The 26,030-nt window shown below is 69.8% G+C and carries 21 protein-coding genes; 17 read left to right on the forward strand and 4 right to left on the reverse strand.

The features are described 5' to 3' along the window. Window positions 1-99: 99 nt before the first annotated feature. The 5 genes from AB3X10_RS02625 to AB3X10_RS02645 all read left to right on the forward strand — a co-directional run bounded on the left by AB3X10_RS02625 (window position 100) and on the right by AB3X10_RS02645 (window position 8,781). Complete coding sequence (locus AB3X10_RS02625) at window positions 100-3,072, forward strand: TonB-dependent receptor (protein WP_369978823.1); 2,973 nt, start codon at window positions 100-102, stop codon at window positions 3,070-3,072. Between the two features lie 74 nt (window positions 3,073-3,146). Next, window positions 3,147-5,018, forward strand: coding sequence for a beta-galactosidase (locus tag AB3X10_RS02630; RefSeq protein ID WP_369978825.1), 1,872 nt, complete (start codon window positions 3,147-3,149; stop codon window positions 5,016-5,018). Between the two features lie 70 nt (window positions 5,019-5,088). Continuing rightward, the gene (locus AB3X10_RS02635; RefSeq protein ID WP_369978827.1) at window positions 5,089-6,465 is read left to right on the forward strand and encodes an APC family permease; all 1,377 of its coding nucleotides are present in this window, start codon (window positions 5,089-5,091) and stop codon (window positions 6,463-6,465) included. Next, window positions 6,462-7,388 (forward strand): carbohydrate kinase family protein, encoded by a 927-nt coding sequence (locus AB3X10_RS02640; RefSeq protein ID WP_369981612.1) that lies wholly within the window; start codon window positions 6,462-6,464, stop codon window positions 7,386-7,388. Before AB3X10_RS02635 ends, AB3X10_RS02640 begins: the two co-directional genes overlap by 4 nt. Beyond that, entirely contained in the window at window positions 7,378-8,781 is a 1,404-nt protein-coding gene (locus tag AB3X10_RS02645) for a 6-phospho-beta-glucosidase (protein WP_369978829.1), read from the forward strand. The genes AB3X10_RS02640 and AB3X10_RS02645 overlap by 11 nt, the downstream gene beginning before the upstream one ends. Window positions 8,782-8,984: 203 nt before the next feature. On the opposite strand, the gene putA is transcribed toward AB3X10_RS02645, so the two are convergent. Beyond that, window positions 8,985-12,170, reverse strand: a complete 3,186-nt coding sequence (gene putA, locus AB3X10_RS02650) for a bifunctional proline dehydrogenase/L-glutamate gamma-semialdehyde dehydrogenase PutA (RefSeq protein WP_369981614.1) — start codon at window positions 12,168-12,170, stop codon at window positions 8,985-8,987. A gap of 55 nt (window positions 12,171-12,225) precedes the next feature. Between putA and AB3X10_RS02655 the strand changes: the two genes are divergently transcribed. From AB3X10_RS02655 to AB3X10_RS02685, 7 genes are all read left to right on the forward strand, one after another. After that, window positions 12,226-12,351: a hypothetical protein gene (locus AB3X10_RS02655; protein WP_369978831.1), complete on the forward strand. Its 126-nt coding sequence runs from the start codon at window positions 12,226-12,228 to the stop codon at window positions 12,349-12,351. Between the two features lie 93 nt (window positions 12,352-12,444). Continuing rightward, window positions 12,445-12,921, forward strand: a complete 477-nt coding sequence (locus tag AB3X10_RS02660) for a DUF2244 domain-containing protein (RefSeq protein ID WP_145708748.1) — start codon at window positions 12,445-12,447, stop codon at window positions 12,919-12,921. Window positions 12,922-12,941: 20 nt separating this feature from the next. Beyond that, a complete protein-coding gene (coxB, locus tag AB3X10_RS02665; RefSeq protein ID WP_369978832.1) occupies window positions 12,942-13,919 on the forward strand; it encodes a cytochrome c oxidase subunit II in 978 nt (325 codons plus the stop codon). Window positions 13,920-13,949: 30 nt separating this feature from the next. Next, complete coding sequence (gene ctaD / locus AB3X10_RS02670) at window positions 13,950-15,560, forward strand: cytochrome c oxidase subunit I (protein WP_369978834.1); 1,611 nt, start codon at window positions 13,950-13,952, stop codon at window positions 15,558-15,560. Next, the gene (locus tag AB3X10_RS02675) at window positions 15,560-15,691 is read left to right on the forward strand and encodes a hypothetical protein (RefSeq protein WP_369978836.1); all 132 of its coding nucleotides are present in this window, start codon (window positions 15,560-15,562) and stop codon (window positions 15,689-15,691) included. The genes ctaD and AB3X10_RS02675 overlap by 1 nt, the downstream gene beginning before the upstream one ends. Beyond that, on the forward strand, window positions 15,688-16,278 hold the full coding sequence (locus AB3X10_RS02680) for a cytochrome c oxidase assembly protein (RefSeq protein WP_369978838.1): 591 nt from the start codon (window positions 15,688-15,690) through the stop codon (window positions 16,276-16,278). The genes AB3X10_RS02675 and AB3X10_RS02680 overlap by 4 nt, the downstream gene beginning before the upstream one ends. 20 nt (window positions 16,279-16,298) lie before the next feature. Beyond that, window positions 16,299-17,174 carry a cytochrome c oxidase subunit 3 gene (locus AB3X10_RS02685; RefSeq protein ID WP_145708740.1) on the forward strand — a complete coding sequence of 292 codons (876 nt, stop codon included), beginning with the start codon at window positions 16,299-16,301 and terminating at the stop codon, window positions 17,172-17,174. Between the two features lie 98 nt (window positions 17,175-17,272). Here AB3X10_RS02685 and AB3X10_RS02690 read toward each other — a convergent pair whose 3' ends face one another. Beyond that, entirely contained in the window at window positions 17,273-17,491 is a 219-nt protein-coding gene (locus AB3X10_RS02690) for a twin transmembrane helix small protein (protein WP_003480622.1), read from the reverse strand. A 30-nt stretch (window positions 17,492-17,521) separates the two neighbouring features. On the opposite strand from AB3X10_RS02690, the gene AB3X10_RS02695 reads away from it, so the two are divergent. From AB3X10_RS02695 to AB3X10_RS02715, 5 genes are all read left to right on the forward strand, one after another. Then, window positions 17,522-18,280, forward strand: coding sequence for an SURF1 family protein (locus tag AB3X10_RS02695; RefSeq protein ID WP_369978840.1), 759 nt, complete (start codon window positions 17,522-17,524; stop codon window positions 18,278-18,280). A gap of 27 nt (window positions 18,281-18,307) precedes the next feature. Next, entirely contained in the window at window positions 18,308-18,883 is a 576-nt protein-coding gene (locus tag AB3X10_RS02700; protein WP_369978842.1) for a hypothetical protein, read from the forward strand. Window positions 18,884-18,894: 11 nt separating this feature from the next. After that, entirely contained in the window at window positions 18,895-20,058 is a 1,164-nt protein-coding gene (locus AB3X10_RS02705) for a COX15/CtaA family protein (RefSeq protein WP_369981616.1), read from the forward strand. After that, window positions 20,055-20,948, forward strand: a complete 894-nt coding sequence (gene cyoE, locus AB3X10_RS02710; protein WP_369978844.1) for a heme o synthase — start codon at window positions 20,055-20,057, stop codon at window positions 20,946-20,948. The genes AB3X10_RS02705 and cyoE overlap by 4 nt, the downstream gene beginning before the upstream one ends. A gap of 87 nt (window positions 20,949-21,035) precedes the next feature. Then, on the forward strand, window positions 21,036-22,772 hold the full coding sequence (locus AB3X10_RS02715; protein ID WP_369978845.1) for a methyl-accepting chemotaxis protein: 1,737 nt from the start codon (window positions 21,036-21,038) through the stop codon (window positions 22,770-22,772). A gap of 184 nt (window positions 22,773-22,956) precedes the next feature. Here AB3X10_RS02715 and AB3X10_RS02720 read toward each other — a convergent pair whose 3' ends face one another. Both AB3X10_RS02720 and AB3X10_RS02725 read right to left on the reverse strand, forming a co-directional pair. Further along, window positions 22,957-24,543, reverse strand: coding sequence for a thioredoxin family protein (locus AB3X10_RS02720; RefSeq protein ID WP_369978846.1), 1,587 nt, complete (start codon window positions 24,541-24,543; stop codon window positions 22,957-22,959). A 354-nt stretch (window positions 24,544-24,897) separates the two neighbouring features. Continuing rightward, window positions 24,898-25,881, reverse strand: coding sequence for a bile acid:sodium symporter family protein (locus AB3X10_RS02725; protein ID WP_369978847.1), 984 nt, complete (start codon window positions 25,879-25,881; stop codon window positions 24,898-24,900). Window positions 25,882-26,030 lie beyond the last annotated feature (149 nt).

Consider the following 26,030-nt stretch of genomic DNA (forward strand, 5'->3'; position numbering starts at 1 on the left):
CGCCATGCATCCGCCGTGCGTCCGGTCGGTCCCAACGACATCCGGGTTGCCGACATGCGTCGCGCCCGGTGCATGGCACTTTTGGCGAGGGGAAGCATCATGTGCATTGGCAAGCGTTCGAACGGCAAGGTCCTGGTTGAGGCGATTCTGGCGGTACTGGGGGCGAGCGCCGCATTGACGGCGGTGGCGGGGACGGTGACCGGCGAGGTCAGCGTGCAAGGCAGCGGCAAACCTGCCGCGAACGCGCGGGTCGGCATCGCCGGGACCGCGTATACGGCGGTGACCGATGCCAATGGGCATTTCGTCATCGCCGACGTGCCGGCGGGGCAGTACGCGCTGGAGTCGAGCTACCCGGGTTTCAGCGCCGCGCAGACCAGCTTCGAGGTGAGCGACACCGGCACCACCGCGCTCAACATCGCGCTGGACGAGGTCAAGCAGCTGAAGAACATCACCGTCGTCGCCAATCGCTACGACGCCAGCAACCTGAAGATGAACGCGGTGAACACGGTGGACGTGCTGTCCGCCAACGACCTGCAGCACACCGCGGTGCACAACGTCGCCGAGGCGCTGGGGCTGATCTCGGGCATCAACATCACCACCACCGGTTCGGGCTATTTCGGCGGCGTGGACGGCGCGGCGCGCGGCGAGGGCATGTTCGCCTCGGTGCGCGGCCTGCCCTCGGAGTACAACGTCAACCTGATCGACGGCGTCACCGTCGCGCAGGGCATGCCCTACAGCCGCAGCGTGCAGCTCAGCCTGCTGCCGCCGTCGGGATTGCAGACCATCGTGGTCAACAAGACCTCCACCGCCGACATGGACGGCGACGCGATCGGCGGCACCATCGATTTCCGCACGCCGACCGCGTTCGACTTCAAGCAGACCACCAGCGGCAGCGTGACCGGCAGCGGCCGCCTGGAGAGCCGCGCGCGCGACTACGGCGGCGACGGCCTGGGCGGCGGCCTGGCCGGCGAGTTCCAGCACAAGTTCGGCGACGAACAGCAGTTCGGCTTCTACGCCAGCGCCTATTACGACTACCGCACCTCGACCAACAGCGAGGTCGCCGCGGCGACCAGCGCGCTCAACGACCATTCGTGGGCGTTCCTGCATGCCGATGCCGACGGCGGCAACGCGGCCGGCTACGATCCGCAGCACAACCTGACCAGCACCGGCATGAACGTCGGCGTGGTCGCCGGCTGGGAACGCCGCTACGGCGGCAATGCCTCGTTCGACTGGCAGGTCGACGACAGCCTGTCGCTGTACGCGCGCGCCACCTACGCCTACGCCAAGACCGACCAGGGCACCACCTTCGTGCAGCTGCTGCCGCAGGACGTGACCTACGTGCCGAGCGCGACCGCAGGCGTCTACACGCCCAACATCGGCCGCATCGCCTCGCGCTTCTGGTACGAAACCAACCCGGAGATCGCCGACCTGGCGACGTTCCAGATCGGCGCGCGCAAGACCTCCGGCGGCTGGACCTTCATGCCCAACCTTTTCTACAGCTTCGGCGACAACGACCGTCCCGACCACGTCGAGATCGATGGTCGCGAGGACAAGTTCTCGCAGACCAACTACGCCTATTCCGGCAGCTCGCTGGTGCGCTACGGCAGCGGCGCGTTCCCGTATCCGCAGCTGACCCCGGCGCTGCTGGCGCAGGTCAACGACATCCCCTCGCTGTACGCCAGCAGCTACGGCGAACTGACCAAGATCTATTCCGGGCAGAAGAAGGGCGGCGCCAAGTTCGACGTCCGCTACGACTTCGAGGACGGCGCGCTGTCGGCGCTGCAGTTCGGGGTGAAGTACAGCAAGAGCTCGCGCAATTTCAGCAACCGCGACTGGTGGACCGGCGGCGTCGACGACACCAGCACGCTCGGCGATCTGGGCATCTTCAACGGCAACTACAGCGCGATCTTCCCCGGCAAGTATTCCTGGGTCACGCCCAAGGTCAGCGAGACCGCGGTCAGCAACGTCATCTACAGCCATCTGCGCGACGACGACCTGGACAGCTGCGGCAGCGCGTACTACGTCAACAACTGGAACTGCAACACGATGCGCGGCACCGAGGCGGTGGCCGCGGCCTACGCCATGGCCACCTTCTCGCTCGGCAACCTGGAAGTCGTGCCGGGCGTGCGCTTCGAGCACAGCAGCATCCACAACACGTTCTGGGTGACGCCGTCCGACGCCGACGGCAACCAGACGGTCGGCTATTTCGACAGCAACCACACCACCTACGACGAGCCGCTGCCGAGCGTGTTCCTGACCTGGCGTCCCGACCCGCGCACCGCCTACCGCGCCTCGCTGTGGACCAGCTATACCCGGCCCGCGTTCGTGCAGCTGGGCGGCGGCAGCAATATCAGCATCTCCAACGGGATCACCACGATCACCCAGGGCAATCCGGACCTGAAGCCGATCGAATCGACCAACCTGGACCTGTCCGGCGAATGGTCCACCGAACACGGCGGCTTCTTCTCGGTCGCCGGCTTCTACAAGCGCCTGCGCAACTACATCTACGACGCAGGCGCCAGCCAGGCCAATTCCAGCGGCAGCGGCAGCGGCACGGTGCTCTACACGATGCCGACCAACGGCGGCGACGGCCGCGTCTACGGCCTGGAAGTCAGCGCGCGGCAGCGTTTCCAGGACCTGCCCGAACCGCTGAACGGGCTGGGCGTGAGCTTCAACGCCACCCGCCAGCATGCGCGCGCCGACCTGGGCATGGACGGCTTCGAGAACGAGCACATGCAGTCGGCGCCCAACGCCATGGCCAACGTCGAGCTGTTCTACGAACGCGAGCGCTTCTCGGTGAACCTGAGCTACCACTTCAGCAGCTCGTACCTGCTCAGCTACGACTACCTGCGCCAGGGCGCGACGTGGGACGACCTGTGGGCGCGCCCGACCCGGCGCGTGGACCTGCATGCCGGCTACCACTTCGACAACGGCCTGAGCCTGGACCTGTCGATCTCCAACCTGACCAAGGAGTACAGCTACTGGGCGCACGTGGGCCGCAGCGATCTGGCGGTCTCGGACATCGTCGATGCCGGCATGACCACGTTGCTCACCGCCAAGTACGCGTTCTAGTCCGCTCTCCGCGGGATCGGGGGCGGTGCCGGCAAGCACCGCTCCCCGTGTCGCGCCCCACCCCGGAGATCTTGATGAAACGTCGCACGTTCTGTGTCATCGGCCTGCTCGCGCCGCTGGGAATGGCGGCCGTGCCGGCGGGCGCGGCCGCCGTGGCCGCCGCGCCCGAACCGGATGGACGCCCGCACGCGTTCGGTTTCGCCCAGGGGCAGTTCGTGCTGGACGGCCAGCCGTGGCAGATCCGCAGCGGCGAGATGCATCCGCTGCGCATCCCGCGCGAGGACTGGTTGCACCGGATCCGCATGGCCAAGGCGATGGGCCTGAACACCATCGCCCTGTACCTGATGTGGAACGCATTGGAAGCCGAACCCGGCGTGTTCGACCTGGACGGCGGGCGCCGCGATTTCGTCGCCTTCGTCCGCCTGTGCGCGCAGGAAGGCATGTGGGTCTATCTGCGGCCCGGCCCCTACGTCTGCGCCGAGTGGACGCTGGGCGGCCTGCCCGCGTATCTGTTGCGCGAACCGGGCATGCGCCTGCGCGATGCCGGCGATGCGCGCTACATGGCGGCGGTGCGGCGCTACATCGCCGCGGTGGCGCCGCGCATCGCGCCGTTGCTGGCGTCGGCCGGCGGGCCGGTGCTGATGCTGCAGATCGAGAACGAGTATTCGATGTTCGGCGCCGACGTCGGCTACCTGCAGGCGTTGCGCGCGCTGTGGCAGGAACACGGCATCGATGGGCCGTTCGCGGTCGCCGACGGCATGAAGGACCTGCGCCGGCGCAAGGCCTACCTGCCCGGCGCGGCGCTGGGCCTGGACGGCGCCGACCTGGCCGACCTGCAGCACGGCCGCGCCTTCGCCGGCACCGCGCCGGTGTGGGTGGCCGAAGGCTATCCGGGCTGGCTGACGCATTGGGGCGAGGCCGACTTCGCGCGCCGCGACTACCTGCCGACGCTGCGCCGGCTGCTGGCGCACGGACATTCGTTCAACCTGTACGTGGTGCATGGCGGCAGCAACTTCGGCCTGAGCGCCGGCGCCAATGCCGACGACGACGGCTCCAATTTCCAGCCGGCGTTGACCAGCTACGACTACAGCGCGCCGATCGACGAGCGCGGCGCGGCGACGCCGGCGTACTTCGCGCTGCGCGAGGCGATCGCCGCGCATCTGCCGCGGCCATTGCCGGCGCTGCCGCCGGCGCCGCCACGCACGCACTTCGCGCCGACGCTGGCGCTGCCGTATGCGTCCTTGTGGGACAACCTGCCGGCGGCGCCGGTCGCGACCGTGGCGCCGACCGGCAACGAGGTGCTGTTCGGCCAGGACCAGGGGCTGGTGCTGTATCGCCGCCGCATCGGTCCCGGCGCGCAGCTGCGCGTGGACGGCGTGCACGACTACGCCGTGGTGCATGTGGATGGCGCGGAAGTGGGGCACGTGTCGCGGGTGCGGCACCCCGCGCTGCACTCCTCGGCGCAGCTGATGCTGCCGCGGGCGCAGGCGGCGGAGCGCGCGCTGGAGATCCTGGTCGACAGCTTCGGCCACATCAATTTCGGTCCGGCGCTGGGCGATGCCAAGGGCCTGGTCGGCGCCGTGCAGTTGCAAGGCGCGCCGCTGCAGGATTGGCAGGCGTATCCGATCGCGCTGGACGATGCCTGGATCCAGTCGCTGCGGCCGCTGCGAACTGCGTCGTCGCGGCCGGGGTTGTTCTTCCGCGCGGAGGTCGTGGTCGAGACGCCCGGCGACGCCTACCTGGACATGCGCGAGTGGGACAAGGGCTATCTGTGGGTCAACGGCCAGTTGCTCGGCCGCTATTGGCGCATCGGGCCGCAGCAATGCCTGTACTGCCCGGGACCGTGGCTGCGGCAGGGCCGCAACGAGGTGCTGGTGCTCGATCTGCACCGCACCCGCGCCGCGGCGATCCGCTGTGCGGACTCGTTGCGAGGCGCGCGCGCATGAGCCTGCGCCGCGGACGTACCGACCGCCCCCATCCGATCCACTGCGTCGCCCCGGCGACGAGGAAGCCCGCATGCTGCTGACCACGCCCGATGCCTCCGCGCGCCACGATGCCGACCGCGCGCCGCCGCGCGCGATCGGATTCTGGGGCGGTCTGTCCGCGAACCTGCTGAACATGATTGGCATCGGCCCGTTCATCACCATCCCGCTGGCGCTGTCGGCGCTGGCCGGGCCGATGGTGTTGCTGGGCTGGGTGGCCGGCGCGCTGCTGTGCCTGTGCGACGGCCTGGTCTGGGCGGAACTGGGGTCGGCGATCCCCAAGTCCGGCGGGCCGTACCACTATCTGCGCGAGGCCTATGGCCGCGACCGCCTGGGCAGCCTGTTCGGCTTTCTGTACCTGTGGCAGACGCTGTTGACCGCGCCGTTGTCGATCGGCGCGGCGGCGGTCGGTTTCACCCAGTACCTGGCCTTTCTGGTCCCCGGCCTGGCGTCGTGGCAACTGACCGCGATCGCTGCGACCTTGTGCCTGTTCAACACCGCCTTGCTGTACCGCGAGGTGCGCTCGGTGCAGTTGCTGTCGCTGCTGGTCACCGCGGCGGTGGTGGCCGCGGTGGTGTGGATCGTGGCCAGCGGCATGCTGCATTTCGACATGGCGCTCGCGCGGCGCTTCCTGCACGCGGGGACCGACTCGCCGCATGGGTTCTGGCTCGGCTTCGGCGCGGTGGCGCTGATCGCGGTGTACGACTACGGCGGCTACAACAACGTGTGCATGCTCGGCGGCGAGATCCGCCAGCCGCGGCGCAACATCCCGCTGGCGGTGCTGTGTTCGATTCCGATCGTGGCGGCGCTGTACCTGGGCCTGAACGTGGCCATCCTCGGCGTGCTGCCGTGGCAGCAGGCGGCGCAGTCCAAGGCGGTGGTGGCCGACTTCATGCAGGCGATCTACGGGCATGTCGGCAGCACCGTCGCGGTCGCGCTGATCATGCTCGCCAGCTGGGGATCGGCGCTGGTGGTGCTGCTGGGCTATTCGCGGGTGCCGTACGCGGCGGCGGCCGAAGGCCAGTTCTTCCGCGTGTTCGCGCGGCTGCATCCGCGCGGCCGCTTTCCCACCGTGTCGCTGCTGTTCGTCGGCGCGACCTCGGCGCTGGCCTGCCTGCTGTCGCTGGACGACCTGATCGCCACGCTCATGGTCATCCAGATCATGTTCCAGTTCATGGCGCAGTGCCTGGCGGTGGTGCTGCTGCGGCGGCAACCGCAGCGCCCGCCCGACGCGTTCTCGATGCCGTTGTACCCGTGGCCGCTGTGGGTGAGCGTGGCCGGCTGGCTGTACATCCTGGCCACCAGCCAGGGCCGCCACCTGCTCGCCGCGGTCGTGGCGCTGTGCCTGGGCACGGCGCTGTTCTTCATCCAGGCCAGGAGACAGGGCACATGGCCTTGCGAACCGAAATGACCGCGTACGACGTGGCGGTGGTCGGCGAGATCTACGCCGATCACATCCTCAGTGGCTTCCAGCGCTGGCCGCAGCCGGGCGAGGAAGCCCTGGCCAGCGCCTATCTGCGCGAACTCGGCGGCGGCACCGTCAACACCGCCTGCGGGCTGGCGCGGCTGGGACGCAGCACGCGCCTGATCGGCCTGATCGGCGAGAGCGACCGGCCGTGGTTCGAACAGCGGCTGGGCCAGTTCCAGGTGCGCAGCGACGGGCTGCGCAGCGACCCGGCCGGCACCGGGATCACGGTCAGCGTGTCGATGCCCGACGACCGGGCGTTCTTCACCTACCTGGGCGCCAACACCCAACTCGACGCGCTGCTCGCGCGCGCCGAGGTGCTGGACGAACTGTGCGCGGCGCGCCACGTGCATTTCGCGATGCCGCTGTCGCGCGCGCTGGCGCAGACGCTGCTGCCGGCGCTGGCCGCGGCCGGCTGCACGACCTCGCTGGACGTGGGCTTCAGCCTGGAATGGCTGACTGCGCCACACAACCTCGCCACCTGCCGCGAGGTGGACTATTTCCTGCCCAACCAGAAAGAGGCCGCGCTGCTCGGCTGCGGCGACGGCGCCGAGGCCTGCCGCCACTGGGCCGCATCGCTGGGCTTGCGCCATGCGGCGATCAAGCTCGGCGGCGCCGGCGCGATGGCGGTCGATGCGGCCGGCGCGCGCCTGGTGGCCGCGCCCGCGGTGCAGGTGCGCGACACCACCGGCGCCGGCGACGCCTTCGACGCGGGCTTCATCGATGCGCTGCTCGACGGCGCAGGACTCGACGAATGCCTGCGCCGCGCCTGCTTCTGCGGCGCGTCCTGCTGCGCCGCGCTCGGCGCGCTGGACGGCCTCCCCGATTTCGACCAACTGAGGAACCGTAATGACAGCAATGAATCGTAAGATCGCCTTGATCGGCGGCGGCGGGGTACGCTCGCCGCTGGTCGTGTACGGGGTCAACGAGGCGGCCGCGGCACTGGGCGTGCGGGAGATGGTGCTGTACGACCCGGATCCGGAGCGGGTACGGCTGATGGTCGCGCTGGGCCGCGCGGTGGTGGCCGAGTTCGGCGGCGAGTTGCAGCTGCGCGCCGCCGATTCGCTGGAAGACGCGATCGAAGGCGCGGACTTCGTGCTCAACAGCATCCGCATCGGCGGCATCGCGCAGCGCGCCGCCGACGAGCGGGTGAGCATCGACCAGGGCTATCCGGGGCAGGAGACCACCGGCCCGGCCGGCGTGGCCATGGCCTTGCGCACCGTGCCGGTGTCGATCGCGCAGGCGCGGCTGGTGGAGCGGTTGAGCCCGGACGCATGGCTGGTCAACTTCACCAATCCGGCCGGCTTGATCACCCAGGCGGTGACCACGCATACCCGCGCCAAGATCGTCGGCATCTGCGATACCCCGACCGAGCTGTTCCACAACATCGCGCATGCGCTGGGCGCGCACCACGACGCGGTGGAATGCGATTACGTCGGCCTCAACCACCTGGGCTGGGTGCGCGGCGTGCGCCTGCACGGCGAGGAGGTCATCGACCGCTTGCTGGGCGACGACGCGCTGCTGCGCCAGCTGTACCTGGCGCCGCTGTTCGATTTCGACATGATCCGCGCATTGCGGCTGATCCCCACCGAATACCTGTTCTTCTACTACGAGCGGCGCCGCGCGCTGGCCAACCAGCGCACCCAGGGCGCGAGCCGCGGCGCCGAGATCGAGACCTTGAACCATGCCCTGATCGCCGCGCTCGGCAGCCGCCTGCAGGCCGGCGACGGCCACGGCGCGGTGCAGACCTATGCGGCGTATCTGAACCAGCGCTCGGGCTCGTACATGAAGCTCGAGGCCGAAGGCGGGTCGGCGTTCGATGCCGGAGTCAGCCTGCAGGCCGATCCGTTCCGGGTCAGCACCGGCTACCACCGCATCGCCATCGACGTGATGAGCGCGCTGACCGGCGCGGTGCCGGCGAAGATCGTGGTCAACGTGCGCAACCAGGGCGCGATCGCCGATCTGCCCGACGACGACATCGTGGAGATTTCCTCGCACATCGACCGCGACCGCATCGTGCCGTGCCCGACCGCGCCGCTGCCGGACGCGGTGCATGGCCTGATCCGCGCGGTGAAGGCCTACGAGCGCGCGGCGATCGAGGCGGTGCTGTCGGGCAGCCGCCTGACCGCGCGCAAGGCGATGCTGATCCATCCGGCGATCGGCGAATGGACGCCGTCGCACGACTTGCTGGAGAGCCTGTTCGGGCACCTCAGCGACGACGGCCAGTGCCTGTGCCAGGGGCCGATGCATTGGCATGGCTGAGTAAAACGAGTGTGCGGCGACGGACGTAAATCCGCCGCCGCATCGCTCCCGCAAAGGCGGCCATGCTGATTGTCGCCAAGCATCCCTGTGGGAGCGACTTCAGTCGCGACAGGCGTTACCGGGAATGCCCGTCGCGACTGAAGTCGCTCCCACAACAACCACACTATCCGTAAAACGGAAAAAACGCGCTGGCGAGGCCGCGATCAGTCGCCCAGCGTCAGCAGCGAGGCGTTGCCGCCGGCCGCGGTGGTGTTGACCGTGACCACCTTCTCGGTGGCGAAGCGCAGCAGGTAGTGCGGGCCGCCGGCCTTGGGGCCGGTGCCGGACAGGCCCTGGCCGCCGAACGGCTGCACCCCGACCACCGCGCCGATCTGGTTGCGGTTGACGTAGACGTTGCCGACCTGCACGCGCGCGGCGATGCGCTCGATGGTCTCGTCGATGCGCGAATGCACGCCCAGGGTCAGGCCGTAGCCGGTGGCGTTGATCTGCTCGATCACCGCGTCGAGCTGGTCGGCCTTCCAGCGGATCACGTGCAGCACCGGGCCGAACACCTCGCGCTGCAGCTGCGCCAGCGACTGCAGTTCGTAGGCGCGCGGGGCGAAGAAGCTGCCGTGCGCGGTGCCGTCGTCGCTGGCGGCCACCGCGATCAGGCGCGCTTCGCGGTCCATGCGCGCGGCGTGGTCGCTGAGGATCTGCAGTGCGTCGGCATCGATCACCGGGCCGACGTCGGTGGACAGCAGGCCCGGGTCGCCGATCTTCAGTTCGGCCATCGCGCCGGCGAGCATGGTCATCACCTTGTCGGCGATGTCGTCCTGCACGAACAGCACGCGCGCGGCCGAGCAGCGCTGGCCGGCGGAGATGAAGGCGCTGGAGATCGCGTCCTTGACCACCGCCTCGGGCAGCGACGAGGAGTCGGCGATGAACGCGTTCTGGCCGCCGGTCTCGGCGATCAGCACGCCGATCGCGGCATCGCGCGCGGCCAGCGCGCGGTTGATCGCGCGCGCGGTCTCGGTGGAGCCGGTGAAGGCGACGCCGGACACGCGCGCATCGCGGGTCAGCGCGGCGCCGACGGTGGCGCCGTCGCCGGGCAGGAACTGCACCGCCGCCTCCGGCACGCCGGCCTCGTGCAGCAGCTTCACCGCGGCATGGCCGACCAGGTTGGTCTGCTCGGCCGGCTTGGCGATGACGCTGTTGCCGGCGGCCAGCGCCGCGGCGACCTGGCCGAGGAAGATCGCCAGCGGGAAGTTCCACGGGCTGATGCACACGAACACGCCGCGCCCGTGCAGCTGCAGCTCGTTGGATTCGCCGGTGGGCCCGGGCAGGCGCTCGGGCGCGCCGAACTGGGCGCGCGCCTGGCCGGCGTAGTAGCGCAGGAAATCCACCGCCTCGCGCACTTCGGCGACGCCGTCGGGCAGGGTCTTGCCGGCTTCCTTGACGCACAGCGCGATGAACTCGGGCATGCGCGCTTCCAGCAGGTCGGCGGCGTGCTCGAGGATGGTGGCGCGGCTGGCGGCCGGGGTGCGGTTCCAGCCCGGCTGCGCGGCCACTGCGTTGGCCAGCGCCTTCTCCACGGTGGCGGCGTCGGCCGGCTGCCAGCGGCCCACCACCTGGCGGCGGTCGGCGGGGTTGGTCACCGGCAGCGGCTCGCTGGCGATCACCGCGCCCGGCACCAGCGGCGCGGCCTGCCAGGGCTTGATCGCGGCGTTGAGCTGGTCGGCCAGCGCGCGCAGGTCGTTGTCGTTGGCGAGGTTGGCGCCCATGGAATTCTTCCTGTTCTGGTTCTGGCTGCGCAGCAGGTCGGCCGGCAGCGGGATCTTCGGATGCGGGATGGAGGCGAACGCGGACACGGCTTCGACCGGGTCGCGGATCAGGTCCTCGATGGCCACGTCCTCGTCGGTGATGCGGTTGACGAAGCTGGAGTTGGCACCGTTCTCGAGCAGGCGCCGCACCAGGTACGGCAGCAGGTCCTCGTGCGATCCGACCGGCGCGTACACGCGGCACGGCACGCACAGGCGGTCGGCGGGAATCACCTCGGCGTAGAGGTCGTCGCCCATGCCGTGCAGCTTCTGGTGTTCGTAGTCCTTGCTGCCGGCGATGGCGCGCACCGCGGCGATGGTCTGCGCGTTGTGGGTGGCGAACATCGGGTACAGCGCGTCGCTGTGCGCGAACATGCGCTTGGCGCAGGCCAGGTAGGACACGTCGGTGTTCTGCTTGCGGGTGAACACCGGGTAGCCCGGATGGCCCTCGACCTGCGCGCGCTTGATCTCCGCGTCCCAGTACGCGCCCTTGACCAGGCGCACCGGGATGCGGCGGCCGACGCGGCGCGCCAGGTCGGCGAGGAAGTCGATCGTGTACGGGGTGCGCTTCTGGTACGCCTGCACCGCCAGGCCGTAGCCTTCCCAGCCGTCCAGCGACGGATCGGAGAAGGTGGCCTCGATGATGTCCAGCGACAGCTCCAGGCGGTCGGCTTCCTCGGCGTCCACCGTGTAGCCGATGCCGTAGGACCTGGCCAGTTGCGCCAGCTCCAGCACGCCCGGCACCAGCTCGGCCATCACCCGCGCGCGCTTGGCGTGCTCGTAGCGCGGGTACAGCGCCGACAGCTTGATCGAGATGCTGGGCGCGGCGAACACGTCGCTGCCCGTGTACGAGCCGTTGGGGCCGCTGCGCCCGATCGCGTGGATCGCCTGGCGGTAGGCGTCGAGGTAGCGGCGCGCGTCCTGCATCGTCAGCGCGCCTTCGCCGAGCATGTCGAACGAATAGCGGTAGTGCGCGTTGTCGCCCTTCTTCGAGCGCGACAAGGCCTCGCCGATGGTGCGGCCCATCACGAACTGGTGGCCCATGATCTTCATCGCCTGGCGCACCGCCAGGCGGATCACCGGCTCGCCGACGCGGCCGATCAGGCGCTTGAACGCGCCGGCCACGTCGGCGCGGGTCAGGTCGTTGATCTGCACCAGCTTGCCGGTGAGCATCAGGCCCCAGGTGGAGGCGTTGACCAGCACCGAGTCGCTCTCGCCCATGTGCTTCTTCCAGTCCGCGTCGCCGAGCTTGTCGCGGATCAGCTTGTCGGCGGTCTCCTGGTCGGGGATGCGCAGCAGCGCCTCGGCCACGCACATCAGCAGCACGCCTTCCTCGCTGCCCAGGTCGTACTGGCGCATGAAGGCCTCGATCGCGCCCTGGTCCTGGGCGCGGGCGCGCACGCGGGTGACCAGGTCGGCGGCCAGCGCCTGCACCTTGGCCTGGTCGGCGGCGGGCAGGCGCGCCTGCTCGAGCAGTTCGCGCACGTGGTCGGCCTCGTCCTTCAGCCACGCGGCGGTGATCGCGGCGCGCAGCGCGTGGGAGGCGGGGGGCAGTTCGGGGGCAAGCAACGGCGAGGGAGACGCGGACGGCATCGCCGGTGCGGAACCGGCGCCAGACAGAGCGTTCATGCAGGAAGGACCAGGAAAGATGCGCGCATTTTATGCCAGCGCCCGCTCGCGCAGTGCGGCGGCGACGCGTCCGCTGGACAACGCCGCGCCTGGATGCCTGAACGCCCGCGGCGAGAATCTGGTTGCAATGCAGCATTTTTTATGATGAACCCGCGCTTGCCGGCGCGCAGGCCCGGGGCTACCATCGAATCGTTGCTCGCGGCTGGCACAGCGCGGCGGCTCGGAAGCGCGGTTCGACATGATCGAAATGTTTCCGTTTTCTGCGGAGGGAGCGGGGACGCAGCTGCGGCTGCGGCCGCCACGGGCGCTCAGTGCCCGGCAATTCGTGATGTTGTTCGCGGCGCTGGCCGGGGCGATGTGGGCAGTGGCGGTGTTGGGGTGGTTCGCCGGCAACGTGTTCGCGCCGGCGTTCGCCTTGTTGCACAGCATCGTGGTGGCGCTCGCGCTGCGCTGGTCATGGCGCAGCGGCGATCGCGAAGAGGACATCCGGGTGGGTCCGGGCTGCGTGGAAGTGACCCGCACGAATGCAGGAACGCCGGCGTTCCGCGCCCACCCGCATTGGGTGCGGCTGCGGATCGAAGGCGACGACAGGGTGGTGCTGGCGTGCAGCGGCAAGCAGGTCCGGGTCGGCGAGTTCCTCGGCCCGGACGAGCGCCGCGCGCTGGCGCAGACCCTGGAAGGCTTGCTGGCGGCCGCGACCGGCCGCAACCGATGACGCTCCAAGGGGTCTAGGCAATGAAGCAATGCGGCATGTGGAAGCAACAGGCGGTCAGGGGCGGAATGGCATTGGCGGCGGCGCTGGCCGCACCGATGGCGTGGGCACAATCGGCCGATCCGAAACCCTGGCAGTTGAACATGGGCCGCGGCGTCACCCAGAGCGCGCGCAACGCCTACGATTCGAACATGCTGTCGCTGTGGATCTGCGCGGTCATCGGCGTGCTGGTGTTCGGCGCGATGGGCTATGCGATGTTCAAGTTCCGCAAGTCCAAGGGCGCGGTCGCGGCGCAGTTCAGCCACAACACCAAGGCCGAGGTGATCTGGACGGTGATCCCGGTGCTGATCCTGATCGCGATGGCCTGGCCGGCCACGGCCAAGCTGATCGCCATGTACGACACCCGCGACGCCGAGCTGACGGTCAAGGTCACCGGCTACCAGTGGATGTGGCGCTACGAATACCTGGGCGAGAACGTGTCCTTCACCAGCCGCCTGGCGCGCGACTCGGACCGCATGCGCCAGAGCGGCCAGGTGCCGACCCTGGCGAGCAATCCGCACTACCTGCTCGACGTGGACAACCGGCTGGTGCTGCCGGTGAACACCAAGGTGCGCTTCGTGATCACCTCCGACGACGTGATCCACGCCTGGTGGGTGCCGGCGCTGGGCTGGAAGCAGGACGCGATCCCCGGAATCATCAACGAAGCCTGGACCGACATCGACACGCCCGGCGTGTACCGCGGCCAGTGCGCGGAACTGTGCGGCAAGGACCACGGCTTCATGCCGATCGTGGTCGAGGCGGTGTCCAAGCAGGACTTCCAGAAATGGCTGGCGTCGCGCAAGCCGGCCCCGGCGGCGGCCCCGGCCGCGCCTGCGGCTGCCGCACCGGCCGCCGAGCCTGCGCCCGCGCCCGCGCCCGAGGCGACTGCGCCGGCCGCGCCGCCGCAGGCCGCGCTGCCCCGTCTTCGTTCCGGCTCGCACCCGACCGTGCAAGCCGCCTGATCTCCTGCATTCCTTTTTGAGGTAGCCGCCATGGCCCATTCCGCAGTCGATCACCACGACGAGCACGGGCATCAGCAGAGCTTCGTGGAACGGTGGTTCTTCTCCACCAACCACAAGGACATCGGCACGCTGTACCTGCTTTTCAGCTTCACGATGTTCATCATCGGCGCGGCGATGAGCGTGGTGATCCGTGCGGAGCTGGCGCAACCGGGCCTGCAGTTCGTCAAGCCCGAGTTCTTCAACCAGATGACCACCGTGCACGCGCTGGTGATGATCTTCGGCGGGGTGATGCCGGCCTTCGTCGGCCTGGCCAACTGGATGATCCCGCTGCAGATCGGCGCGCCGGACATGGCCCTGCCGCGCATGAACAACTGGTCGTTCTGGCTGCTGCCGGTGGCCTTCACCCTGCTGCTGCTGACCCTGTTCCTGCCCGGCGGCGCGCCGGCCGGCGGCTGGACGCTGTATCCGCCGCTGTCGCTGCAGGGCGGCTACAACGTGGCCTTCAGCGTGTTCGCGATCCACGTCGCCGGCATCAGTTCGATCATGGGCGCGATCAACATCATCGCCACCGTGCTGAACATGCGCGCGCCCGGCATCGACCTGCTGAAGATGCCGATCTTCTGCTGGGCCTGGCTGATCACCGCGTTCCTGCTGATCGCGGTGATGCCGGTGCTGGCCGGCGCGGTGACCATGCTGCTGACCGACAAGTTCTTCGGCACCAGCTTCTTCAACGCCGCCGGCGGCGGCGACCCGGTGATGTACCAGCACATCTTCTGGTTCTTCGGCCATCCCGAGGTCTACATCATGATCCTGCCGGCGTTCGGCGTGGTCAGCGAGATCATCCCGACCTTCAGCCGCAAGCCGCTGTTCGGCTACCAGGCGATGGTGTACGCGATCGCCGCGATCGCGTTCCTGAGCTTCATCGTCTGGGCCCACCACATGTTCACCGTGGGCATGCCGCTGGGCGGCGAGATCTACTTCATGTTCGCCACCATGCTGATCTCCATTCCCACCGGGGTGAAGGTGTTCAACTGGGTCAGCACCATGTGGCAGGGCTCGTTGACCTTCGAGGCGCCGATGCTGTGGGCGGTGTCGTTCGTCATCCTGTTCACCATCGGCGGCTTCTCCGGGCTGATGCTGGCGATCGTGCCGGCCGACTTCCAGTACCACGACACCTATTTCGTGGTCGCGCACTTCCACTACGTGCTGGTCACCGGCGCGGTGTTCGGGCTGATCGCCGCGGTGTACTACTGGTGGCCGAAGTGGACCGGGCGCATGTACAGCGAGGCCTGGGGCAAGTTCCATTTCTGGTGGACGATGCTGTTCGTCAACCTGCTGTTCTTCCCGCAGCACTTCCTCGGCCTGGCCGGCATGCCGCGGCGCATCCCCGACTACAACGTGGTGTTCGCCGACTGGAACCTGGTCAGCTCGATCGGCGCGTTCGGCATGTTCGTCACCCCGTTCCTGATGGCCGGCATCCTGCTGGCGTCGCTGCGCAACGGCGCGCGCGCCGAGGCGCGGGCCTGGGAAGGCGCGCGCGGCCTGGAGTGGACCGTGCCGTCGCCGGCGCCGGCGCATACCTTCACCCTGCCGCCGGTGCTCAAGCCCGGCGACCTGGCCCACGACGACATCAGCCACTGATGACCGCGCAGCCCCCGCTCGACGATCTGGCCCTGCGCCGCAAGCGCGCCGTGCGCACCGCGCTGGTGGTGGGCGCGGTCGCGGTGCTGATCTATGCCGGCTTCATCCTGTCCGGGGTGATCGGCCGATGAGCGCGCCGGCGCCGCAGGTGCACAACAGCGCCGGGCTGTTCAAGCTGGTCGGCGTGGCGCTGGCGGTGTTCGTGCTGACCTTCTCGCTGGTGCCGCTGTACCGCATCGCCTGCGAGAAGGTGTTCGGCGTGCGCCTGGAGCGCGGCCCTGGCGAAGGCCCGCAGGCGGGCAAGCCGCTGCTCGGCAAGCGCACGGTCAAGGTCGAGTTCGACGGCGGCGTGAATTCCAAGCTGCCGTGGTCGTTCCATCCCGAGCAGATGACCATGCAGGTGGTGCCCGGCGAACTCAACGAAGCGCTGTACTACGCGCGCAACGACAGCGAACGCGCGATCGTCGGTAGCGCGGTGCCGTCGGTGGCGCCGGCGCGCGCTTCGGGCTACTTCACCAAGACCGAGTGTTTCTGCTTCACCGCGCAGACCCTGCAGGCCGGCGAGAAGCGCGACATGCCGGTGCGCTTCATCGTCGATCCGAACCTGCCCGGCGACATCACCACCATCACCCTGTCGTACACCTTCTTCAAGAACGATGCGCTGAGCGCGGAACTGGGATCGCCGAAACTGGCCGGTTCCGCGCGCGCGGCCCCCTGACCCGACCCGGAACGCCCGCCATGGCCCAGCCCAGCACCGACGCCACCGCCTATTACGTGCCCAGCCACAGCCGCTGGCCGTTCATCGGCTCGATCGCGATGTTCGTGACCATGATCGGCGTGGCCAGTTGGCTCAACGACGCGGCCTGGGGCAAGTGGACCTTCTTCACCGGCATCGCAATGCTGGTGGCGACCTTGTTCATGTGGTTCGGCGACGTGATCCGCGAGTCGATCGCCGGGCACTACAACCGCCAGGTCGACGTGTCGTTCCGCATGGGCATGGTCTGGTTCATCTTTTCCGAGGTGATGTTCTTCGGCGCGTTCTTCGGCGCGCTGTTCTACACCCGCACCTTCATCCTGCCGTGGCTGGGCGGCGACGGCGACGGAGTGATGACCAACGCGCTGCTGTGGGACGGCTATTCGGCGGCCTGGCCGACCAACGGCCCGGCCGCGATCGGCGGCCAGTTCCAGACCATCCCGGCATGGGGCCTGCCGCTGATCAACACGCTGATCCTGCTCAGCTCCGGCGTGACCCTGACCATCGCCCACCACGCGCTGAAGGCCGGGCAGCGCACGCGGCTGCTGGTGTTCCAGGGGCTGACCGTGCTGCTGGGCTGCACCTTCCTGTACTTCCAGGCCGAGGAATACATCCACGCCTACAAGGAACTCAACCTGACCCTGGGCTCGGGCATCTACGGCTCGACCTTCTTCATGCTCACCGGCTTCCACGGCGCGCACGTGCTGCTGGGCACGATCATGCTGCTGGTGATGTGGCTGCGCTCGGCGCGCGGGCATTTCAGCCGCGACAACCACTTCGCCTTCGAAGCGGCGGCGTGGTACTGGCACTTCGTCGACGTGGTGTGGTTGGCGTTGTTCCTGTTCGTCTATGTACTTTGAGAGCTGGGATTAGGGATTCGGGATTGGGGATTCGGCAAAGCAGGGGTGCTGCTCTTGCGATTCCCTATTCCCGATTCTCCATTCCCGGCTAGGCCGCGTCAGCGGCCTAGCCCATGCGGCTTGATCACGCCGGTGTAGATGCCCAGGATCACCAGCAGGATCAGGCACACCGATAGGCCGATGCGCCAGGTCAATGCGTTCACCGTGCGCTTGCTCTGGCCGCGGTCCACCAACAGGTAGTACAGGCCGGCGCCGAGGTTCCACAGAATGACCAGCAGGAACGCGACGATCAGCAGGGTTTTCAGCGAGTCGTTCATGGGCGTCTCGGTGCACGGTATCGGCGCATTATGACCCTGACCGCGTCCTCGCGCGTCGCCGCGCGCGCGCGCATGCCGCTGTGGCTGGGCTGGAGCGTCGCGCTGGCGGTGGCGCTGGGATTCTGCGCGCTCGGCCGCTGGCAATTGCTGCGCATGCACGAGAAACAGGCGCTGCTCGCGCAGGCCGCGCATATCCGCGATCGCCCGCAGGCGCTGGCGGATGCGTTGCGTGCCGCGCGGCCGGCGGAACTGGCCTGGGTGCACGGCAGCGGCCGTTTCCTGCCTGGGCAGGTCCTGCTCGACAACCAGCTGCGCGAGGGCCGCAGCGGGGTCAAGGTGTATCAGCCGTTCCTGGCCGATGGCGCGCGCGCGCCGCTGCTGGTGGAACTGGGCTGGCTGCCGCTGCCGGCCGATCGCGCGCTGCCGACGCCGCTGCCGTTGCAGGGGCAGTACACGCTGGTCGGCCTGCTCGGGCCGGCGCCGTCGCACGGGCTGACCCTGGGGCCGGCGCTGGTCGCCGCGCCGGCGCCGCAGCTGTGGCTGGCGATGCGCATCGAGCCGGCGGCGATCGGCCAGGCGCTCGGACGCCGCGACATTTTGTCGCAGGTGCTGCGCCTGGATCCGGCCCTGCCGCTGGGCTATCCGCGCGACCTGGACATGCTGCCGAACACGCTGCCACCCGAGCGCCACCTGGGTTACGCGGTGCAATGGTTCGGCCTGGCGCTGGCGGTGCTGATCACCGCGGGGCTGCTCAGCTGGCGCGCGCGCAAGGGACGAGGCGGGCGCTGAGCGCGCGCGCATGAGAAAATCCCCGGCATGAATGCCTCCCCCCCGGCCCCGCGCCAGGCGGCCCCGCGCGGCCGCTGGACGTTGATCGCCCTGTTCGCCCTGTTCTTCGGCTCGATGCTGGTCGCCGGCGCCTTGCGCTTCTCCGGCTGGCAGCCGCCGGGCAACCGCAACCACGGCGAGCTGCTGCAGCCGCCGGCCGACCTGCGCGCGCTGCAGCCGCGGCTGGACGATGGCAAGGTCTATGCCTGGCAACCGCAGCAGCGGCTGTGGCGCATCGCGCTGGCGCCGCCGAGCGACTGCGCCAGCGCCTGCGAGGCGCTGGCGCGCGACCTGGACAAGGTCTGGCAACTGTTCGGCCACGACGCCGACCACGTGCAGATCCTGTGGATCGGCACGCCGCCGGCAGCGGCGCGCGCGCTGCCGCAGGTGCGCGTGCTGCGCGCCGACGCGGCGCTGCTGGCCGGCCTGCCGCGCGTGCACGATGCGGCGGGGGTGCCGGTCTACGTGATCGATCCTAACGGCTTCGTGGTGCTGCGCTACGCGCCGGGCTTCGACCCGGCCGGGCTGCGCGCCGACCTGTCGAAGCTGCTGAAACTCCTGTGAGCCGTCCCCCTATGAACCTGTTCGCGCCACCGGCGCTGTTTCGGCACTTCCACCGCATGGCCTGGCTGGCGGCGCTGTTCACCGCCAGCACGATCATGTTCGGTTCGTTCGTGCGCCTGTCCGACGCGGGGATGAGCTGTCCGGACTGGCCGACCTGCTACGGCCGGGTGACCTGGCCGCAGAGCAGCGCCGAGGCCAACGCGCACGCGGCCAGCAAGATCCGCCCGCTGGAGACGCACAAGGCCTGGCGCGAGCAGGTGCACCGCTTCCTGGCCGGGGCGCTGGGCGTGGAAGTGCTGGTGCTGTCGCTGCTGGCCGCGCGCCGGCGCCGGCTCGGCATCGCGCAGATCGTCGGCGCCGCGCTGCTGGTGGCGCTGTCGATCCCGCTGTACATGTCCGGTTGGCCGACGCTGGCGATGGCGCTGGCGGGCGCCGGGGAAGCGATCCTGCTGCTGGCGGCGCTGCGCTGGTCCAATGCCGACCTGGCGCGCGCGGCGGTGCTGACCCTGGCGGTGGTGATCTTCCAGGCGTTGCTGGGCATGTGGACGGTGACCCTGCTGCTCAAGCCGATCGTGGTGATGGGGCATCTGCTCGGCGGCCTGCTGATGTTCTCGCTGCTGGTCTGGATGGCCTGGCGCGCCACCCACCTGCCGATCACCCTGGCCGATGCGGCGCGGCTGAAGTGGCTGCTGCGCATCGGCGTGGCGGTGCTGGCGCTGCAGATCGCGCTCGGCGGCTGGGTCAGCGCCAACTACGCGGCGCTGGCCTGCGGCGGCGGCAGCTGGTCGGCCGACAACTTCCCGCGCTGCGTCAGCCAGTGGTGGCCGCCGCACGATTTCCGCGAAGGCTTCACCCTGTGGCGCGGCATCGGCGTGGACTACGAAGGCGGAGTGCTCGACGGCGCGGCGCGCATCGCGATCCAGATGGCGCACCGGATGATGGCGCTGCTGGTGGCGGCCTACCTGCTGTGGCTGGGCTGGCGGTTGAGCCGCTCGCCGGGTATGCGCGGCTGGGCGGCGGCGCTGGTGCTGCTGCTGGTCGCGCAGGTCAGCCTCGGCATCCTCAACGTCAAGCTGGCGCTGCCGTTGCCGGTGGCGGTGCTGCACAACGCCGGCGCGGTGGCGCTGCTGTTCGTGCTGGTGTCGTTGCTGGCGCGGCTGCGGGCGCCGCAATGAGCGCCAAGGGCATCCACTGGCGCGACTACTGGGACCTGACCAAGCCCAAGGTGGTGGCGCTGATCGTGTTCACCGCGCTGGTCGGCATGTGCCTGGCGATTCCCGGTGCGCCGACCTGGCTGCAGGTGCGCACCGGGCTGATCGGCTTCTTCGGCATCTGGCTGGCGGCCTCGGCCGCGGCGGCGATCAACCAGTTGCTGGACGCGCGCATCGACGCGCAGATGGCGCGCACCTCGTGGCGGCCGCTGGTGGTGGGCAAGGTGCTGCCGTGGCAGGTGCTGCTGTTCGCCACGGCGCTGACTGCGCTGTCGATGGCGATCCTGGTGATCTGGGTCAACACCATCACCGCGGTGCTGACCTTCGCCTCGCTGATCGGCTATGCGGTGATCTACACCGTGTTCCTGAAGCGCACCACGCCGCAGAACATCGTCATCGGCGGCCTGGCCGGCGCGGCGCCGCCGCTGCTGGGCTGGGCCGCGATCACCGGCATGCAGGGCCAGTGGGACTGGGCCTACGCGTCGCTGCTGGTGCTGATCATCTTCGTGTGGACGCCGCCGCACTTCTGGGCGCTGGCGATCTTCCGCCGCGCCGACTACGCCAAGGCGTCGGTGCCGATGCTGCCGGTCACCCACGGCGTGGCGCATACGCGCAAGCAGATCCTGGTGTACACGCTGCTGCTGGTGGTGGCGACGCTGCTGCCGGCGGCGGTGGGCATGAGCGGCGTGTTCTACCTCGGCGGCGCGCTGGTGCTGAACGCGGTGTTCGTCTGGTACGCCTGGCGCATGCTCGACCCGCCGGACGAGATGTTCTCGATGCGCATGTTCGGCTACTCGATCGTGTACCTGATGGCGCTGTTCGCGTTCCTGCTGGTCGATCACTGGATCAGCTGAACCGTCCCCGTTCGCCCCGCTAAAGAAACCCTTCCGCGTGTCGCTACCACCCGATCGACTATTGGCGGCGCGGCCGTTGGAGGGTGTATGTGGGGAAGGAACAAGCGTGATGCGGCTGCAGTTCAGGGCATGGTCGAGCGCGTGCGCCAGGCCGAGGCCGAGCGCGATCTCGCCCGCGCCGAGGCCGAGCGCGCGCGCGCCGGGCTGGACTATCTGCGCGGCCGTTTCGACCTGGTGACCGCCGGCACCACCGACGGGCTGTGGGACATGAGCGTGATCGCCGGCGATCCGATCAACCCGGCCAACGAATTCTGGTGGTCGGCGCAGTTCCGCGCCTTGCTCGGCTTCGCCTCCGAGGCGGAATTCCCGAACGTGCTCGACAGCTGGGCCTCGCGTCTGCACCCGGAGGACAAGCAGGCCACGCTCGAGGCGTTCGCCGCGCACTTGGCCGACCGCAGCGGCCTGACCCCGTACGACGTGGAATACCGGCTGCTGCTGAAGAACGGGCAGTACCGTTGGTTCCGCGCGCTCGGCACCACCCAGCGCGACGCCCACGGCGCGCCGCTGCGGGTGGCCGGCGCGCTCACCGACATCTCCGAACGGCGCGAACGCGCCGCGTTCCTGGACGTGGTCCTGACCCGCTTCGAACTCGGCGCGGAAATGCTCAACGACGGGCTGTGGGACATGAGCGTGATCGCCGGCGATCCGATCAACCCGTCCAACGAGTTCTGGTGGTCGCCGCAGTTCCGCACGCTGCTCGGCTTCGCCTCCGAGGCGGAATTCCCGAACGTGCTCGACAGCTGGGCCTCGCGCCTGCATCCGGACGACAAGCAGGACGCGCTGAACGCCTTCGCTGCCCATCTCAACGACCGCAGCGGCCGCACCGCTTTCGACGTGGAGTACCGGCTGCAGCAGAAGAGCGGCCAGTACCGCTGGTTCCGCGCGCGCGGGCTGACCAAGCGCGCGGCCGACGGCACGCCGCTGCGCGCGGTCGGCGCGCTGCTGGACATCCACGCTGCGCGCCAGCTCGGCGAGGCCGCGCGGGCGCTGCAGGTGGCGGCGGCGGAGATGGTGGAGGACAACACCGACCTGGCCCGGCGCACCGAACAGCAGGCGGCGGCACTCGAGGAAGCCGCCAGCTCGATGGAGGAAATCACCAGCACCGTGCAGCGCAACGTGGACCACGTGGGCCACGCCAACCAACTGGTGGACGGCGCCAGCGACGTGGCCCAACGCGGCGGTACCGTGGTGAGCGACGTGGTCGACACGATGTCCGGCATCGAAACCGCGTCGCGCAAGATCGCCGACATCATCAGCGTCATCGACGGCATCGCCTTCCAGACCAACATCCTGGCGCTGAACGCGGCGGTGGAAGCGGCCCGCGCCGGCGAACAGGGCCGCGGTTTCGCGGTGGTCGCCACCGAGGTGCGCAGCCTGGCCCAGCGTTGCGCCGATGCCGCCAGGGAAGTGCGCGGCCTGATCGCCAGTTCCAACGAACAGGTCGGGCGCGGTTCGGCGCTGGTGGCGCGGGCCGGCGCCACGATGGACGAACTGCTCGGCGCGGTGCGCGAAGTGCAGCGGATCATGGCCGAGATCGCCGCCGCCAGCCGCGAACAGAGCGCCGGGATCGGGCAGGTCAACCAGATCGTGATGCAGATGGACACGGCCACGCAGCAGAACGCCGCGCTGGTCGAGAAGATGGCCGACGCCGCGCGCGGACTGGAGGGCCAGGCGCAAGGCCTGAATGCGCATACCGGCAGCGGACGCCGCCCCGGCAGCAGCGACGCCGGTCAGCCGGTTTCGCCGGCACGCGTGGCGGCCTGACCGGAATCGCTCGACGGCGCGGCGCGTCTTGCGCGCCGCCAGCGAAAGGCGCGGCAGATCGCGTACGCGCGGCGCGGGACAAGCGCGCCGCAGCGACGGCGCAGGCCCCGTGCCGGGACTGCGGCGGGCGCAGCGGCGCGGTCGAGCCTGGCCCTGTCGCGGCCGCTCGCGTGCGCTGGCGCCCTCACCCCAGCCAATGCTGGCAGCTGTCGCGGTCCTGGCTGCCGCAGCTTTCCTGCATCTTGCGCTGCAGGCGCGCCAGCACCGCGTTGCCGTCGTGGCCCTTGCTCCAGCCCTGCAGGGTCTTGGCCAGCGTGTCGAAGCGCTGCCGTGTGCGCTGGTGGTAGCCGCCGGGCTGTCCGGCCAGCTCGCCGATGACCTGGCCGGCGGCGGCCTCGATCGCGGCCGCGTTGTCCGGCTGCAGCCGGATCAGGCCGTCGACGTAGAGCACGCCCCACTGCACCCGGGTGGCGGGGCCTTCGGCGCTCTCGTAGGCCTTCTTCAGCCAGTACAGCGCGGTCTGCTTGTCGCCGCGCGCCTCGGCCAGGCCGGCCAGGTCCGGCATGTAGTAGTACGGCGTCTTGCTGCGCCCCAGCTCGGCCAGCAGCAACTGTTCGGCGCCGGCGCTGTCGCCGGCGTCGTCGAGCAGGCCGGCGGCGGTGCTGATCGTGGACTGGCGTTCGTAGTCGGTCTTGGCGGCCTGCTCGGCCCACTGCACGCGCTGCTGCACCTTGGCGACCACCGCGGCCGGCAGCGGCGGATGCGGCCCGTCGCCGGCATCGGCCGGCTGGCCTTGCGCCAGCCGCGCCAGCGCGATGTCCGCGGCGGCGGTGTCCAGGCGATCGCTGATCGGCAGGCTGCTGTCGGCGTAGACCTGGTCCAGCGCATGGGTCAACGCGCCGGACAGCGTACCGCGCTCGGCGGCGTCGGCGGCCGCGGCCTGCACCAGCTCGCGCGCTGCGTAGGTCAGCGTGCTGCGGTTGGCGCGCACCTCGGCCGGATCGGCGAGCACCGCCTGCAGCAGGCTGCGATTGGCGGCGCGGCGCTTGGCGTCGGCGGCGCCGGCCTTGCCTGGATCCTGCGCGGCCAGCGCCTGCAGCGCGAAGCGGCGCTGCAGCGCCGGTTGCGGCGCGGCGGCGGCCAGTTGCGCGAGCACGCCGGCGGCCTCTCCCGGCTTGACCAGCTGGCTGGCGTCCACCGCCCAGCCGTACTCGCCGAGCAGGGTCCAATCGTCGGCGTCGAGCGTGGCCGGCGCCTGCAGCGCCTTCTGCAGCAACTGCGCCGAGGTGGTGGTGCGGGTCGCGGCCACGCGCAGCGCCTCGGCCAGGCGCGTGGTGTCGCTGTCGCCGGCCAGGCGGGTGACCTCGCTGCGGTCCGGGCGCAGCACGATGATGGTCGGATAGCCCTTGATGCCGAAGCGTTCGCCCCAGGCCTGCGCGCCCTGCGAATCGCCGTCCAGGTGCACCGCGACGAAGGCGCGGGTGCGGGCGATGAAGGCCGGGTCCTTGAACAGGGTGGCCTTGAGCCGGTTGCACGGCGGGCACCAGGCCGCGCCCCAGTACAGCAGCACCGGCTTGTTCTGCTCGCGCGCTTCGGCGAAGGCGTCGTCGACGTCGCCCTCGCGCCAGGCGATGCCGGCGCTGTCCGGCGCCTTGGCCGGTGCGGCGGCCTGCGGCTTGGCCGGAGCGGGCGGCTTGTCGCAGCCGCCCAGTGCCAGCAGGGCGGCAAGGCTGGCGGACGTCATCACGGAAAGGCGGAGCGTGCGGCTCATGCGTCGGTCACCGGGCGGGGAGGGGAGGCGGCGCATGCCGTGCAGGCCACGGCGCCAATCGCGCACTCTACCTAGCGGCGGCCGCTGCGGGTATCCGGCGGACATGCCGGTTGCGCATCTGCATATGCCGCGATTCAGCGGCGGCGGCCGGGGCGGGGCTGCGGCTGCGCGGCGGGCCATCGCGCCGGCATGCCGTGTCGCCGCGAGGCGCCCACTGAGTGCTTGAGCTTTTTCGTCACAGGCAGCCTGTCGGGGGGAGGACCGCAGCCGCGACGGGCCTTGCCGGGAGCGCCATCGCGACAGCCGGCATTGGCGGCGGACCTCGCCGGCGGCAAGGACCCGAGGCGGAATGCGCTAGCCGCGCTGCGCGGTCTTCGCATCGCGCGCATAGCGCTGCGCGACGAAGGCGCAGACGATCAGCTGGATCTGGTGGTAGATCATCACCGGCAGCACGATCGCGCCCAGGCTGCCGCTGGCGAACAGCACCTTGGCCATCGGCACGCCGGTGGCCAGGCTCTTCTTGGAGCCGCAGAACACGATCGGGATCTCGTCCTGGCGGCCGAAGCCCAGCCGCCGCGCGGCGAAGGTGATCAGCCCCATCGCCAGCGCCAGCAGCAGCGCGGCCACCACCGCCACGCCGAGCAGCGCCGGCAACGGCGTCTTGCGCCACAGGCCCTCGATCACCGCGGCGCTGAAGGCGGTGTATACCACCAGCAGGATCACGCCCTGGTCGGTGTAGCGCAGCACCGCGCGGCGCCGCTCGACCCAGGCGCCGACCCAGGGCCGCAGCAGGTGGCCGGCGACGAACGGCACCAGCAGCTGCAGCATGATCTTGCCCATCGCCTCCAGCGGGTTGGCCATCGCGCTCTGCGCGCCGGCCAGCAGGCCCATCAGCAGCGGCGTCAGGAACACCCCGAGCAGGCTCGACAGCGATGCGCTGCACACCGCCGCCGGCACGTTGCCGCCGGCCATCGAGGTGAACGCGATCGACGACTGCACCGTGGACGGCAGCGCGCACAGGAACAGCACGCCGATGTACAGCTCCGGGGTCAGCAGCCAGTGCGACAGCGGCTTGAGCAGCAGCCCCAGCAGCGGGAACAGCACGAAGGTGGCGGCGAGGATGGTCAGGTGCAGGCGCCAGTGCAGCGCGCCGGCGACGATCGCCTCGCGCGACAGGCGCGCGCCGTGCAGGAAGAACAGTGCGGCGATGGCGATGTCGGTGACGTTGTCCATGATCGCCGCCGCCTGTCCTTGCACCGGCAGCAGCGAGGCCAGCAGCACGGTCGCGAGCAGGGCCAGGGTGAAGGGTTCGATGCGGAGTTTCTTCAGCAGGCTCATCGGGGATGGAATCTCGGCGAAGGGGGCCGTCGGCAGCGGCGGCACGAAAGCGATGGCGACAGTGCGCGCGCGGCTGCACCGTTGCCGGCATTGCCTGCGCTCATCGCGTGAGGGGAGCATGCGGTTGCGTCGCGCACAGGCCATCGTAG

Origin of the sequence: Xanthomonas sp. DAR 80977 (assembly GCF_041240605.1) — a bacterium.
In the GTDB taxonomy this organism is placed as follows: Bacteria; Pseudomonadota; Gammaproteobacteria; order Xanthomonadales; family Xanthomonadaceae; genus Xanthomonas_A; species Xanthomonas_A bundabergensis.